This window comes from Mesorhizobium sp. B2-9-1 (genome assembly GCF_006439455.1).
Taxonomy (GTDB): Bacteria; Pseudomonadota; Alphaproteobacteria; order Rhizobiales; family Rhizobiaceae; genus Mesorhizobium.
Genome location: NZ_VFTP01000004.1, coordinates 335,125 through 350,974, shown reverse-complemented (window position 1 = coordinate 350,974; position 15,850 = coordinate 335,125). Strand labels below are relative to the sequence as shown.

The window sequence follows — 15,850 nt, the reverse complement described above, 5'->3', positions numbered from 1 at the left end:
AGCGGAGGCATGCCGTGGCGATCGCATGTCGTATAGGCAACGTATGGGAACCTATCCGCAAAATTTCTCTTGAAATGCGCTCCCACAGATGTCAGTTGTCTTACAACTGAATTGATCGAGGGAACGATGCTCAATTTCGATGAAGCCCGGTTTATGCGCATCCAATCGGGGGCGGTGGCCTTGCGCGAGCGCATTGAGGCCGTTGTGGCGCAGTGCCTCGCCGCCGAGGCGCAAAACATCTTCTTTCTCGGCACCGGCGGTGCAGCGATCCTGATGCATCCGGCGGCGCAATTGCTGCAGCGCCGATCTGGCTTTCCGGCCTTCGTCGACATCACCGCCGAGCTGCAGCTTGTCCAATCCGTGCACCTGACCGACAAATCGATCGTCGTGTTGCCCTCGCTCTCCGGCACCACGAAGGAAAGCGTGGCACTGCTGTCCCGGATCAAGGACGTCGGGGCGACGGTGATCACGCTGGTCGGACATGAGGAGACGCCGCTCGGCAAGGGCGGGGACCATGTCTTCGTCAACTTCGCCGAGGACGACACGTCCTGCGAGTCCTTCTATCTCCAGTCGCTCTTCATCGCGCTTGCAGCGCTGAAGCATCGCGGCGAGCTCGCCGAATCCGAACGGATTTTCGCCGAACTGGAGCAGTTGCCGCGACTGTTGCTGGAGGTGAAGCAGAGCTATGAACAGGAAGCCGCCGGCTTCGCGCAAAAACTGGCCGCCACCGACTATCACATCATAACCGGCGCCGGGAATGTCTGGCCGCAGGCCTGGTATTACGGCATGTGCATCCTGGAGGAGATGCAGTGGATCCGGACCCGCCCCGTGCATGCTTCCGACTTTTTCCATGGCACGCTCGAGCTGCTGGACAAAGACGTTAGCGTGGTGCTCTTCAAGGGCGAGGACAGCGCCCGGCCGCTGGCCGATCGCGTCGAGAAATTCGCGCCCACCTATACGGACAAGTTGACGGTGCTCGACACGGCCGATTTTGAACTTCCCGGCATTTCGCCGGATGTGCGCGCGCTGGTTTCGCCGATCGTGCTCGCGACCGCGCTCGAACGGGTCAGCGCGCATCTCGAGGTGATCCGTGACCACCCGCTCACGACGCGCCGTTACTATAAGCGCGTTGCCTATTGAGCTTAGCTCTCGGCGTCAGCTTTGATCGTGCAGCGCAGGATATGAGCAGCCTTCGATTTGCCGCCGTCGGCGACAACTGCATCGACCGCCTCGGAGCGCCGATCGGCCGCTCTCTGGTCGGCGGCAACGCGCTCAACGTTGCCGTCCAGCTCGCGCGGCTTGGCCATAACAGCTTCTATTTCGGCGCGGTCGGCCGCGACGCCGAGGGCGAACGCACCCGCGCTGAGCTCGAAGCCAATCGGGTGGCGGTCAAGCACCTGCGCGTAGACCAGCGCAATACCGCCTGGACCGACATCAAAGTCTTGCCGTCCGGCGAGCGTTTGATTGCTGCCGAGGATTTCGGCGCCTGCGCCGGTTATGCGCCGGACGAGGCCGAACTGGCGATCCTGGGGACGATGGATCACGTCCATATCGGCTGGCTGGATGACGGCGGCGCTTTACGCAGGCGCCTGTCGCGGGCAGGCGTCAGCGTCTCGCAGGATATCTCGGTCAACGCCGATCCCGCCGATCTCGGTGTCGCGGGTCTGAGCATAGTTTTCTGCTCGACCGGCCAACATCGCGACGCGGCCGAAGCGATGGCCGCGGATCTCCTGTCGCGCGGCGCAGGCTGTGCCGTCGTCATGCGCGGTGCCGATGGGTCGATGGCGCTGACGGCCCGCGAGCGCGCCGAGACCGGCATCCGCCCGGTCGAGGTCGTCGACACGACCGGCGCCGGCGACAGTTTCATCGCCGGTTTCCTGCATGCCTGGCTGGCGAGGAAGCCGCTCTTGCTGTGCCTCGAAAGCGGCCGCGATCATGCCGCTGTGGCCTGCTGCCATCTGGGCGGCTTTCCCCAGGAGGGGATGCCGCATTGAAGCTCAGCGTTTGAGCGAGCGGCCGAACCGTTCCTCGATGCGGGACTGCAGGAATTCGAGCCCGATGGACAAAATCCAATAGATCATCGAGGCGGTGATCAGCATCTCGATATGCCGGAACTCGGTCTGGCCCTGCGTGCGCGCCAGATACATGATCTCCCAGACCCCGACCACCGAGACCAGGGAGGAATCCTTCAGCATCGCGATGAACTGATTGCCCGTCGGCGGCACGATGACGCGCATCGCCTGCGGCAGGATCACCAGGAACATCGTCTGGTTGGGGCTGAGCCCAAGTGCGGTAGCTCCCTCCGTCTGGCCGCGCGGAATGCTTTCGATGCCGGCCCGGAAAATCTCGGTCATATAGGCGCCGTAGCAAAGCGACAGCGCCATGATCCCGGCGGGCACGGCCCCGATCACATAACCGACCTGCGGCAGGCCGAGATAGATGATGTAGATCTGCATCAGTAATGGCAGCCCGCGAAACAGCGAGGTGTAGAAGGTTGCAAGGCCATAGACGATGCCGTTCTTGGAGAGCTTGGCTATGGCGCCGATGAAGGCGATGACTGTCGCGATGGCGATCGAAATGGCGGAGATGTAGAGCGTGGTCACCACGCCCTGCGAGATGAGGAAACCGATCTTCCGGGCGATGAAAGAAAAGGACAGGTCAAAGGAATAGAAGAACAGCATCAGCAGCACGAACAGCTCGACCCATACCGCCACGATCTGCTGCTTGCGCCCGAGTTGCTGCAGCGCCTTCCAGTTGGCGGCCACGATCAGCGCGATCAGCACCGCTGAGACGGCTCGCGCCACCACGGGATTGGCCGCAAGCCATTCGATCGAGCTCGGGATCAGCTTGCCGATCCAGTCTGCCTTGATGCCGAGACCGTAGAGGCCCGCGGCGAAAGCGGCGAGCGCCAGGCACACGCCGATGCGGCGCGTGGCGTCCGGATAGTTGAGCAGCAGTCTGCCGATCACCTGTCGATATCCTTCTGGTTAGCGGGGGCGTTCGCGCCACCAATCTTGCGCCTGCAGCTTCCAATAGGTGAGTTGCGCCGCGGCAAGCCCCACCGGTCCGCCTGCCCAGGCCAGGCCGAACGGCGCGAACAGAAGGTGGCGGTCCGATTGGCCGAGTACCGCCTCGGCGACCACCTTGCCGGCGATGGCCGTCGTGTTGATACCGTGCCCGCCAAACGCGGTGAGATACCAGGCGCCTGGCTGCAGCTGCCCGATCTGAGGCATCAGGTGGCGGGCGTAGGCCATCAGCCCAGACCAGGCGAGTTCGGTCTTGAGCGCAGCGAGCCGAGGGTAGGTTCCAACCATCTCCCGGCGCAATTCCCTGGCCAGCGCCGCCGGCGAAGCGGCCCGCGTAGTGATGCGCCCGCCCCAGAGCAGCCGCTTTCCATCCTCCACGACGCGGTAGTAGTCGCCGGCCCGGCGGTTGTCGCCGACGGCATCCGTCGTCGCGATAGCGCCGGCGATGAGATCCGGGGCTTCCTCGCTCAGCATCACATAGGTCGCGATCGGCAACATGGCCCGCTTCAGCCGACCGACCAGCGGTCCTGTATAGCCGCCGGTGGCAAACACCGCTTGCCGCGCGCGTACTTCGCCGCTTGCGGTGCGTAGGGTCTTGTGCGGGCCATCGAGTTTAGCCTCGATCGCGCTGGAGCCCTCGTGAATCCTGCCGCCCAGCCGCTCGATCTCCGCCCCGATGGCGCGCAGATAGTTCAGCGGATGCATGTGGAAGGCGTTGCCATCGCGTAGGCCTTGGTAGTAGCGCTCGGAACGCAGCACAGCGCGCACCTGGTCGCGCTCGAGATATTCGAGCGGATAGTCAAAATCCCGCGCCAGTTTCTCTGCATGAGCCTTCAGTTCGGCGCCGCCGTCATGGCGTAGCACGCCCATGATTCCGGGGCGGGGCTTCGCTGCCGTGATGTCGAGATCCTTGATCGTCTGCCGCACGAAATCGACGCCTTCGATCGACAGCCGATGCAGCTCTCGTGCCGCCGCCGCGCCGGCCATCGCGGCGATCTTGTCGCTGCCGGTCGCGAAGCCGGGGCTGACGAAGCCGCCGTTGCGGCCCGAGGCGCCGAAGCCGATGCTCTCGGCTTCGAGCAGCACGACCTGCTGCCCGGCGCGCGCCAGCTGCAGCGCCGTCGTCAGACCGGCCAGTCCGCCGCCGACAATGACCGTGTCGCATTCGGCCGGACCCGCGAGCGGCGGTCTGACCTTCTCGTCGGCAAGTGTACGGCGATAATAGGTATCGGGATAAGTCATGATAGGTTCTGACGGAAGCAGGCGGCCTTGAGGGGCCGCCCGCGATGAGCGTCAATCGGCGCTGTAGTTCTTGCCGTACCACTTGGTGGTCAGCGTGGCGAGCGTGCCGTCTTTCTTCATCTGGTCGATGATGCCGCCGATCTTGGTGGTCCACTCGGCATCGCCCTTGTCGGCGATCACCACCAGCGGCTCGCGGAAGGCGTAGTCGCCCTCGACGATGCGCAGCGGATAACCGTTCTTGATGGCGTTTTGAGCGGTCTGCTCGGGCGCGATGACCGCGTCGAGCCGCACGCCGTCCCCAAGTCTCAGATCGTCGAAGGGCAGCATGGAATCGGCGAAAGTCCGGATTTCGCCAGGCTGCAGCTTGTATTCGATTGGCGGAAGGCCGGGAGCGTCGATCTCCAATTGGCGGCGGATGAAATCTTCCGAAGTGGTGGCGGTCTCGACGCCGATCACCTTGCCGTTCAGATCATTCACCGATTTTGCCTTGCTGTCCTTGTGGACCACATAGACATAAGGGCTGTAATAATAGATGCCGGCGAAATCGATCACCCTGGCCCGGGCCTTGGTCGGCGTCACCGAGCCGACGCCAAGATCATAGCGGCCCTGCCAGTGGCCGCCGGTCATAGTCGCCCAATCGGGCGTCTCGAAGCTGACTTCGACGCCGAGGCGCTTGGCGATCTCTTTCGAGACGTCGATGTCGAAGCCGACCAACTGGTTGCTCTCGTCGAGAAAGCTCTGCGGTGGCCAGCCGCTGTTGGTCGCGACCACCATGGCCTTCTTGGTTGTGACGCGATCCAGGGTTTCTCCCGCCCACGCTGCCGACGCAAATGCGAGCGCGCCGGCAGCCAGCGCGAAACAAGCGATAAATCTCCTCACGAAACCTCCCTCTCGTATGTAAGATGTCTGACAACGCAACTTGTCCGTAAGCGGGAGGGTGAGTCAAGCGTCTTTATCGGGCGATCGTCGAGTTTGGCCTGCGATGCGCGTTCCCGGCGTTGGCCGAATCGGCATTGGTCGAATTTCCTGGACTTCTATGCGATCGGCCGCGGCAGCCGGCAGTTGCGAATTCGCGGATCAATCGGGCCCGCCACCAGTTCTCGGCGCTGGCTGCTGGTTACCGGCCCGTTGTGCGCGCCCAATCCATGCTGAAGGTGTTGCTCATTTTATGGCAGGCGCGGGCGCTCGGATGCGCAGCCAGTATCCGGGCGAGCAAAGTTGACCCATATGCCCGCATCCGCAAATGAACATTGAAATCTTGGGCTTCGGAAGAAGCCGCACCACGCCTCTATTCACGATTTCGTTTCCCCCAGAGATTCTAATCAACCTTTTTTCTTCCGGGGATTGCAATAGAGAACGCTTATATGCGGTCAGTGACGAACAGCTAATTGCTGCCGGCGCTTTGATCTGGAGGCAGGGTGGCTGGGGTGAAAGGCTCCGTTGTCAGGCCGGCAGCCCGAGCTGCTTTCGCAGGCTCTTGTCGAATGCGGATGCGGGGACGAAACGGCGCAGGAAACTGACTTGGCGCGCTGTCTTTCCCGCCGCATAGCGCCGCTTCGGAGCGGGATCGGTCGCAGCCGCCAAAACGGTGTTGGCCACCACTTCGGGTGTATCGCCTTTTTCCATTGCCTTCCGCACGGCTGTGGTCATGCCGGCGCGCGCGGCGTCATAGACATCGAGCACCTGGTCCGGCCTGGCCAGATTGTCTTCGAACAAAGTCCGGGTATAGGCCGGCTCGACCAATGCGACGCGAATTCCGAACGGCCGCACTTCGTGATCAAGCGATTCGGAATAGCCCTCAACGGCATGTTTGGTCGACGAATAAAGCGCGAAATAGGGGGCGGGGATGAACCCCTGCACTGAGCTCAAGTTGACGATCCTGCCTTTTCCTTGACGTCGCATGATCGGCAGCACCGCGTTGATCATCCGGATGACACCGAAGACGTTCACGTCGAACAGAGCCTGGGCCTGTGCAGTCGAGGATTCCTCCGCGCCGCCGAGCAGGCCGATGCCGGCATTGTTGACCAGCACGTCAATGCGCCCGGCATCGGCCAGCACCTCATCGACCAGCTTCGCCACGGACGCGTCATCGGTCACGTCGCAGGTCAGCATGGTAATGCCGTCGGTTTTCTTGGAGACCGCGCGACGGCTCGTTCCGAACACGCGAAAGCCGGCGCTCTGCAGGGCCTTGGCCGTTGCGTGCCCGATGCCGCTGGATGCCCCTGTGACGATGGCGACGCCAGGATTGGTCCTATTCATGGAGATCACTTTCTTTGGGTTGGACTGGAAAAGCAGGAAAGGCTGGAGCAAAGAGCGTCAATCACGAGCGGCTCGACCCGTTCACGCCATGTCCGTCCCAGCGCCGGAACAGCGCGCTGGCGTTGACGCCGCCGAAGCCGAAGCCGTTGGCGATCGCGTAGTCCATCTCCATCGGCCGGGCCCGGTTTGCGACGAAGTCTATTCCGTCGCCGGCCGGATCGGGGGCGCTCAAATTGAGGGTCGGCGGCGCCATTTGGTCCCTCAGCGCCAGGATGGTGAAGATGGCGCCAATTCCGCCGGCGGCTCCGAGCAGGTGTCCGGTCGCCGACTTCGTTCCGCTGACGGCTATGGAGAAATCCGTGCCGAAGACGGTTTTGATCGCTTCGATTTCTCCCAGATCGCCCACCGGCGTGGAGGTCGCGTGCGCATTGAGATGGCGGATCTCGCGCGCTGAAATGCAGGCCTGGGCGATCGCGATTTCCATGGCGCGGCGCGCGCCATCCCCATCCTCGGGACCGGACGTGACGTGATGGGCATCCGCCGTCGTGCCGTAGCCGACGACCTCGGCGAGCGGTTTCGCGCCGCGCGCCAGCGCATGGCTCAATTCCTCGATGACCAGGATGCCGGCGCCTTCGCCCATGACGAAACCATCCCGCGTCATGTCGAACGGACGCGAGGCCTGATCGGGACGGTGATTGAAGGAGGTTGAAAGCGAGCGCGCCGCCGCGAAGCCGCCCAGGCTGACGACGTTCATGCAGGCTTCCGTGCCGCCGCACACGGCGATGTCGGCTTCATCGGCGCGGATGATGCGCGCCGCATCGCCGATCGCCTGGATACCGGCGGCGCACGCCGTTACCGGCGCGCCGATGTGGCCCTTGAAGCCGTAACGGATCGTGACGTGGCCGGCGGCGAGGTTCACCAGGAAAGACGGAACCGTGAACGGCGAAAGACGCCGAACGCCGCGCTGGTCGACGGTCCGCACCGCCTCGGTTATGGCGGGGAACCCTCCGATACCTGAAGCAATGATCGTCGCGGTGCGAAGCCGATCCTTTTCCGAGGCCGGCTGCCACCCCGCCTGGGCAAGCGCCTCTTCCGCCGCCGCCAGCGCGAAAAGGATGAAGCGATCGATCTTGCGCTGATCCTTCGGCGCCAGGAAGGCATTCGCATCGAGGCCGGCTTCGGGATCCTCCTCCAGGGAAAGAACCGTTCCGCCGATCTTTGTCGGCAGGGCTTCCACCATGTCCTCAGGAAGCCTTCGGATGCCTGAGCGGCCGGCCAGGAGACGCGACCACGACGTCTCGGTATTCGCGGCAAGGGGCGTGACCGCGCCCATGCCCGTGACAACAATCCGTCGCATCTATTCTCCTATCGATCTGAGTGGCCAGCCCGCGCCGGTCAGACGCTGACGGTGTCGCGAACCTGTTCGGCCGCTGCATCCAGAAAGGCCTGCGCGAGGTCGGGATCATTGACGATGCGCGAGAGAACCACCGCACCGACCATCGTCGAGAGGACGGCCATGGCTTTTTCACCGGTCTCCTCGATCTCAGTCCTGGCAATCATCCTACCGAGCACTTCAAGGTATGCTTTGATGCCGACTTCGAACGACGCTTTCACCTCGGTCCCCTGTCGGGCCGCATCCGACCCGAGCGCCGCGACCGGGCAGCCGTCCATCCTTTCCTCGCGATGGCCCATGCTGAGGTAGAACTCGATCACCGCCCCAAGCGGATCGCCGGGATTCGCCGCAGTCGCCGCCGTCCATCTGTCGGCAGCGCTCTCCATCGCACGCCTGGAAGCTTGCGCCGCAAGGTCCTCCTTTGATGCGAACTGCTTGTAGAAAGCGCCTTGCGTCAGCCCGGCGCCCTTCATCAGGTCCTTAAGGCCGATACCGTCAAAGCCGTGCTCCCGAAAAAGCCGGCTTGCGACATCGATCACGGTTTGCCGGTTCTGCTCAGCCTGAATGCGGCTCACGCGCATCGTCGATCTCCATTTAGATTACGTACGACATCTATACTTCAGTTAGAAGCCGAACGCAATCTATCAATGGGTGGCGCCCCACGTGGCGGTTTGCTGCGGGCTGAATGTGGCTGCGGCAGGCTTAGATCAGCCTCGATGCCGAAGCGCCGCGACGATCACCGCCATCGCCGGCGAGAGCTGGCGCCGGCTTGGGTAGTAGAGGTGGTAGCCCGGGAAGGGCAGGCTCCAATCGTCGAGCACGAGTCTCAGCCGGCCCTCGGCTACATGCTGGCTAACGAGGTCTTCCGGGACATAGGCTATGCCGTATCCGTTCAGCGCGGCATCGACCATGGGGATGGTCGTGTTGAAGGTAAGTTGGCCCTCCACCCGGACCCTGAGCTCGCGGCCCTTTTTCTCGAACTCCCAGGCATAGAGCCCGCCGAACGTCGTCTGCCGCAGGCAGATACAGTCATGCGTGACCAGGTCCTGCGGTGTCCTCGGGGTGGGGCGGCGCGAAAAATAATCCGGCGAAGCGACGGCTACCAGCCGCCAGTCGGGGCCGATGCGCACCGCGATCATGTCCTTGTCGACGCTCTCGCCGAGCCGCACGCCGGCGTCGAAGCGCTCCTCGACGATGTTGCGCATGCCGTTGTCGCTGTAGAGCTCGACGCGCATGTCGGGATAGTCGCGCAGCATCGGCTGCAGCCTCGGCCAGACGATCATCCGCAGCGCATGGTCGGACAGCGTGATGCGCACCGTGCCCGCGGGCCTGTCGCGGAAAGCCACCAGGCTCGAAAGATCGGCCTCGATGCCTTCGAACCGCGGGACGAGCGACTGGTAGAGCCGCTCGCCCGCTTCCGTCGGCGCCACGCTGCGGGTCGTGCGGGTGAGCAACCGAACGCCGAGCCGTGCCTCCAATTGCTTGATGGTATGGCTGAGCGTCGATTGCGACGTGCCTAGCTCGGCCGCCGCCCTGGTGAAGCTGCGCTCCCTGGCCACCGTCAGGAACCACAGCAAATCCTTCAGATCCTCGCGCTGCATGGGCACCATCCTGGCTCAGCCGCTCGCTCAAGCCGCGGCGGTTCAAGGCCACCATTCGTCAATTCATATCAACAATGGATAAGTCCATGCAGATTGCAACGGCTAATCCGGATAGTGCCGGTGATTTATATAGCCGCCAGCGAAATGACTGGAGGGCTCGACGACGAGCCGCGGCACATGGATACGACCTACGACAGCCAATTGGCGAAAGCCCAACTGGTGAAAGAGCCGAGCGCCTGGGGAGCGGTGGCGTGTCTGTCTCTGCTCACCTTCGTGCTGGTGGCCGCGGAGTTCATGCCGGTCAGCCTGCTCACCCCTATCGCCAATGAGCTCGCCATCTCCGCGGGGCAGGCCGGCCAGGCGATCTCCGTCTCCGGCTTCTTCGCGATCCTCACCAGCCTGTTCGGCAATGCGCTGCTGTCGCGGCTGGACCGGCGGACCGTCATTATCCTCTACACGGCCGTCCTCGTGGTATCCGGCCTGGCGGTCACCTTTGCACCAAACTATCTCGTCCTCATGCTCGGCCGGGCTCTGATCGGCGTTTCGATCGGCGGCTTCTGGTCTCTATCGACCGCCATCCTGGCGCGCATCGTGCCTGGCGCCGACCTGCCCAGGGCGATCGCCATGCTGCAGGGCGGAACGGCCTTCGCCTCGGTGATCGCTGCGCCGCTCGGAAGCTTTCTCGGCGGCCTGATCGGCTGGCGCGGCGCCTTCTTCGTCGTCGTCCCGATCGGCCTCGTCGCGATCGTCTGGCAGCTTGCCATCCTGCCCAGGTTGCCCGCCGATGAGCAGGCGTCGGTCGGCAAAATGTTTGGCCTGCTCGGCAATCGTGTGTTCGCCATAGGCATGGCCGCCACCACGCTCGCCTTCATGGGGCAGTTTGCGCTTGCTACCTATCTGCGCCCGTTCCTCGAAGGCGTCACCGGCCTCGACGTTAACACGTTGTCGATGGTCCTGCTCGGGCTGGGACTTGCGGGCCTGGTCGGCACGTCGCTCGTCGGCTTCGTTCTTCGCACGCATCTCGGCGCGGTGCTGATCGGCCTGCCGACGGTCCTGGCGATCATTGCGCTTTCGTTGATCGCACTCGGCCCGTTCGCTATCGCGACCGCGTCCCTACTGGTCGTCTGGGGCCTGTTCACCACGCCGATCCCCGTCGCCTGGAATACCTGGATGGCCAAAATGATCCCCAACGATCTCGAAGCGGGCGGAGGGCTGCAGGTCGCGCTGATCCAGTTCGCCATCACCTTCGGCGCGTTCGCCGGCGGACTGCTGTTCGACAGCGCCGGTTGGTGGAGCCCCTTCGCGCTCGGCGCATTCCTTCTTCTCGGCTCGGCGCTGTTGGCCATCGCGGCGACGAAAAGCGGGGGTCACTATTGACGAAGCGACGACCGATCAGCCGACGAACGCTGCTTTATGCCGCGCTTGCAACCATTGTCCCGCCGGGAGCGGCCAACAGCCGACAGGGCAGGGACCCGGCCAACCAGCAGCCGACCGGTATGCGGATCAGGATGGCCTTCGACGGCCGCGCCATGTCGGCCACGCTCTACGACAACCCTTCGGCGCGGGATTTCTTTTCCATGCTGCCGCTCCATCTCATCGTCAGCGACTACGCCCACAACGAGAAGATCGCTTATCTGCCGCGCAAGCTGACCGAGGAGGGCAGCGGTCCGTTCGGCAACGAGCAGCCTTACGACCTCAGCTACTTCATGCCCTGGGGCAATCTGGCGATGTTTTACGCCGATTATCGCCATCCCGGGCTGATCAGGCTCGCTTCGACGAGGGCGAGCAGGCGCTGCATGTGCGCGGCGAGTTCCCGCTTCACATAGAACGCATCTGACGACGCAAAGGAGATCACCATGAACATTCTTCGCGCAGGCTCTCGGCCTTCCGGCAAGGGCCCCTCCGACTGGTTCACCGGCGCGGTGCGGATCGATCCGCTCTTCAATCCCTTCGATGCCGCCCGGGTGCAGGGCGCGCAGGTGACTTTTGAGCCCGGCGCCCGCACCGCCTGGCACACGCATCCACTGGGGCAGACGCTGATCGTCGTCTCCGGCCTCGGCCGCGTGCAGCGCGAGGGCGGTCCGATCGAGGAGGTCCGACCGGGCGACGTCATCTGGTTCGCGCGCGGCGAGAAGCACTGGCACGGCGCATCCCCCGAAACCGCCATGACCCACATTGCCCTCCAGGAGGTCAAGGACGGCAAGGTCGTGGATTGGCTGGAACATGTCAGCGACGCCGATTACGGCGCCTGACCCGATCGACGAAAGGAAAGCAAGAAAATGCTCGCAACCATTCTTCACAAGCCCGGCGACATCCGCTGCGAGGACGTCGCCGACCCGAAAATCCTGCGCCCGACCGACGCCATCATCAAGCTGTCGGCGAGCTGCATCTGCGGCTCGGATCTCTGGCCCTATCGGGGGCTGCAGCCGGTCGACGGGCCGCAGCACATGGGTCATGAGTATTGCGGCATAGTGGTTGAGGTGGGCAGCGAAGTCCGTACGGTTCGCCCAGGACAGTTCGTCGTCGGCTCCTTCTGCCTCTCCGACAACACCTGCCCGCATTGCCGCTTCGGCTTCCAGTCGTCCTGCGAGCAGCGTGAGTTCATGAGCGGCGCCCAGGCGCCTTACGCCCGCGTGCCGCTGGCCGATGGAACGCTGGTGGCGACGTCCGAGGTTCCGCCGGTCGAGCTTATTCCTGACCTTTTGGCCGTCTCGGACGTTCTCGGCACCGGATGGTACGCCGCCGATGCCGCCGAGGTTCGCGAAGGCTCGACGGTCGTGGTCGTCGGCGACGGCGCCGTCGGCCTGATGGGCGTGCTTGCGGCCAAGGAGATGGGCGCCGCGCGCATCATCGCCATGAGCCGCCACCCGAGCCGCCAGAAACTCGCGCACGAGTTCGGCGCGACCGACATTGTGGCCGAACGCGGCGAGGAAGGCGTTGCACGCATCAAGGAGCTCACCAAGGGGGTGGGTGCGGATTCGGTGCTGGAATGCGTCGGGACGGCGGAATCCTTCGAGCAGGCGCTGGCCTGCTCGCGGCCCGGCGGCACGATCGGCTATGTCGGCGTGCCGCATGGCGTAAGCTTCGATGGCCAGAAACTCTTCTTCGGCCAGAAGCGCATGCTCGGCGGCCCCGCGCCGGTACGCCGCTTCTTGCCCGACCTCATGGAGCGCGTGCTGCAAGGCCGCATCAAGCTAGGCAAGGTCTTCGACCTCAAGCTGCCGCTGGCCGAGGTGGCCGAAGGCTACCGCGCCATGGACGAGCGCCGCGCCATCAAGGTCATGCTCGAGGTCTAGAGCATGATGCCGAAAAGTGTGGAGCGGTTTTCGGACGACATCATGCTCTATCTCTTTGATTTAGAGCCGGATTCAGATTTCAGGTCGACTCGACCTGAAATCATCCGGCTCTAGGCGCCGATCGGGCGCTGAACCGTCTCAGCGCTCTGGAACCACCGCCCACAATTTTTCGGCGAAGCCGCGCTTGTCGAGCGCCCATGGCTGGCCGGTGATCACCGCTTTGCCACCCACGCATTTGTAGGCATAGACGGCGTCGTGTCCCGTCGCGAAGGCCGGCACGACGTCGTCATTCGGGTTGGTCCGGCAGAACTCGTCCGCGCCGGGATTGTCGCGCGCGGCGTTCATCTTCGCGCAGGGCAGGTTGGCGCCGACGAAGCAGGCCAGCAGCTTGCCGTTCATGCAGCGATAATTGGCTTGCGTCGTAAGCTCCGATTCCTGCGGCGCGCTCTTGGCCTGCGGAAACAGCTTGTTGAACGCCTTGACGGTGCCGGCGTGAAGCGCGTGCGAATAGGGGCGGACCGTGTCGTCGTTTTTCACCTGGCGGCAGAGCTTGCGGAGATCCTGCGCAGGCGCCGCGATTGCGGTCGCAGGCGCCGCCTTGGCGTTGTCGGCGGCGACGGCGGTGAAGGCAAATGCCGATGCAAGAAGGCCGATTGCCGAAAGACGAAATGCAGCCATTGTGACCTCCTCAGACTGGCCGGAGCAAAATCCGCGGGAAACCGTTAGGTCCGATTAAGACCATGCAGGAAACCGCAAGGATGGCACAACCCGTCGACAAACAGGAACCGCTCGCCTTCCGCTTCGCCGATGACGGGCTGGTGCCCAACCATCCGCGCTGGCCCATGCTCGTCTATCCCGGTGCCGTGCAACTGCCGGACGAGGGCGATCCGGCTGCTGTCCTCGAGGATATTTTCGGCGCCAATGGGTGGGGCGACAGCTGGCGCAATGGCATCTACAGCTTCGTCCACTATCACTCGCGCATTCACGAGGTGCTGGGCATCGCGCGCGGCGTCGCCGAGGTCCGCTTCGGCGGCGACAAGGGCAAGGTGCTGGAGGTGAAGGCGGGCGACGTGGCGGTGCTGCCGGCCGGCACCGGCCATCAGCGCCTGTCCGGCTCGGCCGATCTTCTGGTGGTCGGCGCCTATCCGCCCTTCGGCACCTATGATTTGTGCCGGAGCCCGGAGCAGCACGCCGAGGCGCTGCGCACCGTCCCGAAGGTCGGCCGGCCCGACAAGGATCCGCTCTTCGGCGGCGAAGGGCCGTTGCTCAAGGCATGGAGCGAAGGCTGAAATGGCAAGCATCGTCGCCATCGAGCATGTGACGCTGGACGGCGTCTTCCAGGCGCCGGGGCGCGCCGACGAGGACACTCGCAATGGTTTTGCGCACGGCGGTTGGGGCAATCCAGGCAGCGACCCGAAGATGCAGGAAGTCATTGGCCGCGCCATGGCCGGCGGCTGGTCGTTGCTCGCCGGCCGCACGACCTATGAGGATCTTCACGAAGCCTGGGCTGTTCGTCAACCGGCCAGTCCGATGACCAGGGCGCTGACCGGCGCGCGGAAGTTCGTCGCCTCGCATGACGCCGGCTATGAGCCGCGCTGGGAGAATTCGGCGCTGCTTGCCGGCGATGCCGGGGAGACGGTGCGCGCGCTCAAGCAAGGTCACGACAAGGCGCTGATTGTGTTCGGCAGCGGCAAGCTGCTGCGCGCGCTGATGCGGCACGGGCTTGTCGATGAGATGGTGCTGATGGTCCACCCTCTGGTGCTGGGCGCAGGCTCGCGCCTTTTCGAGCCGGGGCAGGCGCCCTCGATGCTGAAGCTGTCCGGCCAGATCGCGACCGCGACGGGCGTGGCGATCCTCACTTACGCATTCGACGGCAAGGCTGCGGCGGAGCTGCCAGAGTAACCGGAACCCGAGGTCCTTCCTCTATGGATAGTGCGTTTTCTTCGGCGCGTAGCTTGCCGGATCGAAATCGAGCTCCTTCGGCAGCGGCTGGCTCGAGCATTGCAGGTGCATCTGGCGGGCAAGAAGCCGTCGCTGCTGGTGCTCATGCTCCTTGACCGCCGCCACCATCCCCATGCTGTAAGGGCCAAGCAGCACACCGAACCCCCAGCCGGGATGGTCCTTCTCGCGCTGGGCGTAGTCCGATGCCGCGGCGCGGGCCTGCTGGCATTCCGGCGATGCCCATTTCGGATCCTGCTGCAACAGCGAAGCGCCATTATCGGCGGCAGAGGACACGCATCCCGCCGCTGCCGCGCAGAGCGCAACAAGCACCGCAATTCTCATCGTTTGAGTCCCTGCTAATTTAAGGCGGAGAGAACACAGAACGCTCCTTCGCACAAGCGAGACAGCGGCGAAAAGAACGGGTAGGCGGGACAGCCGCCATTGTCGACCTTCGGCGCTCTCGAGATTTTTTCAACGTTCCGTTCCGTTTGCCCCCACCATTTCGTCCTTGGTTCCGTCCCAACGAAAAAGGAGAACCGCAATGGCTGGAATGGTCGTCATCTACAAGCAGCCGGCTGATGCCAAGGCGTTCGACAAGCATTATTTCGAGACGCACATACCGCTGGCCAAGAAGATCCCGGGTCTGAGGAAATACGAGGTCAGCCAGGGGCCGATCACCGTGGTGGCCGGACCATCCGATGTCTACCTGATCGGGACGCTTTATTTTGACGATCTCGAAGCGATGAAAAAGGCGTTCGCAAGCCCGCAGGGAAAGGCGGCCGGGGCGGACCGCCGGCTTTACGCGCCCGATGAATCGGGCGTCCAGATGTTCCTCTTCGACAGCAGGGAAGTTTGAGCCCGCGGCCGAGATAGGATGATCGGCCCGCCGACAACCGCGGCCGCATTGCTGCTCATGTCGACTTTGCCCGCTCGATGTCGATGCGTTTTTGCTCGGCCGCGGCAATCGCGGTTTCCATCACGGCATCCAGATCGGCCATCGCCTCCAGATGGCCGTGATCGACGATCGACTTGCGCAGCATGCGCATGGCCAGCAACGCGTCGTCCAATGCCTGTTCGACATTTTTGACCATG

At 63.8% G+C, this 15,850-nt stretch carries 18 protein-coding genes and 1 pseudogene; 9 read left to right on the top strand and 10 right to left on the bottom strand.

The window, feature by feature from the left end; all coding sequences use genetic code 11:
• The first annotated feature begins 126 nt into the window (after nucleotides 1–126).
• Both FJW05_RS11840 and FJW05_RS11835 read left to right on the top strand, forming a co-directional pair.
• Complete coding sequence (locus FJW05_RS11840) at nucleotides 127–1,140, top strand: SIS domain-containing protein (protein ID WP_140631928.1); 1,014 nt, start codon at nucleotides 127–129, stop codon at nucleotides 1,138–1,140.
• 41 nt (nucleotides 1,141–1,181) lie between these two features.
• A complete protein-coding gene (locus tag FJW05_RS11835; RefSeq protein WP_140631925.1) occupies nucleotides 1,182–1,994 on the top strand; it encodes a PfkB family carbohydrate kinase in 813 nt (270 codons plus the stop codon).
• A 3-nt stretch (nucleotides 1,995–1,997) separates the two neighbouring features.
• Here FJW05_RS11835 and FJW05_RS11830 read toward each other — a convergent pair whose 3' ends face one another.
• The 7 genes from FJW05_RS11830 to FJW05_RS11800 form a co-directional block, all read right to left on the bottom strand.
• The gene (locus tag FJW05_RS11830) at nucleotides 1,998–2,969 is read right to left on the bottom strand and encodes an amino acid ABC transporter permease (protein WP_140631922.1); all 972 of its coding nucleotides are present in this window, start codon (nucleotides 2,967–2,969) and stop codon (nucleotides 1,998–2,000) included.
• 18 nt (nucleotides 2,970–2,987) lie between these two features.
• Entirely contained in the window at nucleotides 2,988–4,268 is a 1,281-nt protein-coding gene (locus FJW05_RS11825) for an FAD-binding oxidoreductase (RefSeq protein ID WP_140631920.1), read from the bottom strand.
• 51 nt (nucleotides 4,269–4,319) lie between these two features.
• Nucleotides 4,320–5,147, bottom strand: coding sequence for a transporter substrate-binding domain-containing protein (locus tag FJW05_RS11820; protein WP_140631917.1), 828 nt, complete (start codon nucleotides 5,145–5,147; stop codon nucleotides 4,320–4,322).
• Nucleotides 5,148–5,711: 564 nt separating this feature from the next.
• Complete coding sequence (locus FJW05_RS11815) at nucleotides 5,712–6,527, bottom strand: oxidoreductase (protein WP_140631914.1); 816 nt, start codon at nucleotides 6,525–6,527, stop codon at nucleotides 5,712–5,714.
• 61 nt (nucleotides 6,528–6,588) lie between these two features.
• Nucleotides 6,589–7,884 (bottom strand): beta-ketoacyl-ACP synthase II, encoded by a 1,296-nt coding sequence (gene fabF / locus FJW05_RS11810; protein ID WP_140631911.1) that lies wholly within the window; start codon nucleotides 7,882–7,884, stop codon nucleotides 6,589–6,591.
• Between the two features lie 38 nt (nucleotides 7,885–7,922).
• Entirely contained in the window at nucleotides 7,923–8,501 is a 579-nt protein-coding gene (locus FJW05_RS11805) for a TetR/AcrR family transcriptional regulator (RefSeq protein WP_140631908.1), read from the bottom strand.
• A gap of 126 nt (nucleotides 8,502–8,627) precedes the next feature.
• Nucleotides 8,628–9,521, bottom strand: a complete 894-nt coding sequence (locus tag FJW05_RS11800; protein ID WP_140631905.1) for a LysR family transcriptional regulator — start codon at nucleotides 9,519–9,521, stop codon at nucleotides 8,628–8,630.
• 177 nt (nucleotides 9,522–9,698) lie between these two features.
• Between FJW05_RS11800 and FJW05_RS11795 the strand changes: the two genes are divergently transcribed.
• The 4 genes and pseudogenes from FJW05_RS11795 (at nucleotide 9,699) to FJW05_RS11785 (ending at nucleotide 12,817) form a co-directional block, all read left to right on the top strand.
• Nucleotides 9,699–10,898 carry an MFS transporter gene (locus FJW05_RS11795; RefSeq protein WP_140632075.1) on the top strand — a complete coding sequence of 400 codons (1,200 nt, stop codon included), beginning with the start codon at nucleotides 9,699–9,701 and terminating at the stop codon, nucleotides 10,896–10,898.
• A gap of 29 nt (nucleotides 10,899–10,927) precedes the next feature.
• Nucleotides 10,928–11,358: pseudogene (locus FJW05_RS27420) on the top strand (cyclophilin-like fold protein).
• Nucleotides 11,359–11,377: 19 nt separating this feature from the next.
• The gene (locus FJW05_RS11790) at nucleotides 11,378–11,773 is read left to right on the top strand and encodes a cupin domain-containing protein (protein ID WP_140631902.1); all 396 of its coding nucleotides are present in this window, start codon (nucleotides 11,378–11,380) and stop codon (nucleotides 11,771–11,773) included.
• Between the two features lie 27 nt (nucleotides 11,774–11,800).
• A complete protein-coding gene (locus FJW05_RS11785; protein WP_140631899.1) occupies nucleotides 11,801–12,817 on the top strand; it encodes a zinc-dependent alcohol dehydrogenase family protein in 1,017 nt (338 codons plus the stop codon).
• Between the two features lie 138 nt (nucleotides 12,818–12,955).
• Here FJW05_RS11785 and FJW05_RS11780 read toward each other — a convergent pair whose 3' ends face one another.
• Nucleotides 12,956–13,495: a hypothetical protein gene (locus FJW05_RS11780; protein ID WP_140631897.1), complete on the bottom strand. Its 540-nt coding sequence runs from the start codon at nucleotides 13,493–13,495 to the stop codon at nucleotides 12,956–12,958.
• Nucleotides 13,496–13,575: 80 nt separating this feature from the next.
• On the opposite strand from FJW05_RS11780, the gene FJW05_RS11775 reads away from it, so the two are divergent.
• Together FJW05_RS11775 and FJW05_RS11770 are read left to right on the top strand one after the other, a co-directional pair.
• Nucleotides 13,576–14,106: a cupin gene (locus FJW05_RS11775; RefSeq protein ID WP_140631894.1), complete on the top strand. Its 531-nt coding sequence runs from the start codon at nucleotides 13,576–13,578 to the stop codon at nucleotides 14,104–14,106.
• Between the two features lies 1 nt (nucleotide 14,107).
• A complete protein-coding gene (locus FJW05_RS11770; RefSeq protein ID WP_140631892.1) occupies nucleotides 14,108–14,719 on the top strand; it encodes a dihydrofolate reductase family protein in 612 nt (203 codons plus the stop codon).
• 21 nt (nucleotides 14,720–14,740) lie between these two features.
• Here FJW05_RS11770 and FJW05_RS11765 read toward each other — a convergent pair whose 3' ends face one another.
• Nucleotides 14,741–15,100, bottom strand: a complete 360-nt coding sequence (locus FJW05_RS11765; RefSeq protein WP_140631889.1) for a hypothetical protein — start codon at nucleotides 15,098–15,100, stop codon at nucleotides 14,741–14,743.
• A 199-nt stretch (nucleotides 15,101–15,299) separates the two neighbouring features.
• On the opposite strand from FJW05_RS11765, the gene FJW05_RS11760 reads away from it, so the two are divergent.
• Nucleotides 15,300–15,614: an EthD family reductase gene (locus FJW05_RS11760; protein ID WP_140541711.1), complete on the top strand. Its 315-nt coding sequence runs from the start codon at nucleotides 15,300–15,302 to the stop codon at nucleotides 15,612–15,614.
• Nucleotides 15,615–15,669: 55 nt separating this feature from the next.
• Here FJW05_RS11760 and FJW05_RS11755 read toward each other — a convergent pair whose 3' ends face one another.
• Complete coding sequence (locus FJW05_RS11755) at nucleotides 15,670–15,849, bottom strand: hypothetical protein (protein WP_140631886.1); 180 nt, start codon at nucleotides 15,847–15,849, stop codon at nucleotides 15,670–15,672.
• Nucleotide 15,850: the final 1 nt, after the last annotated feature.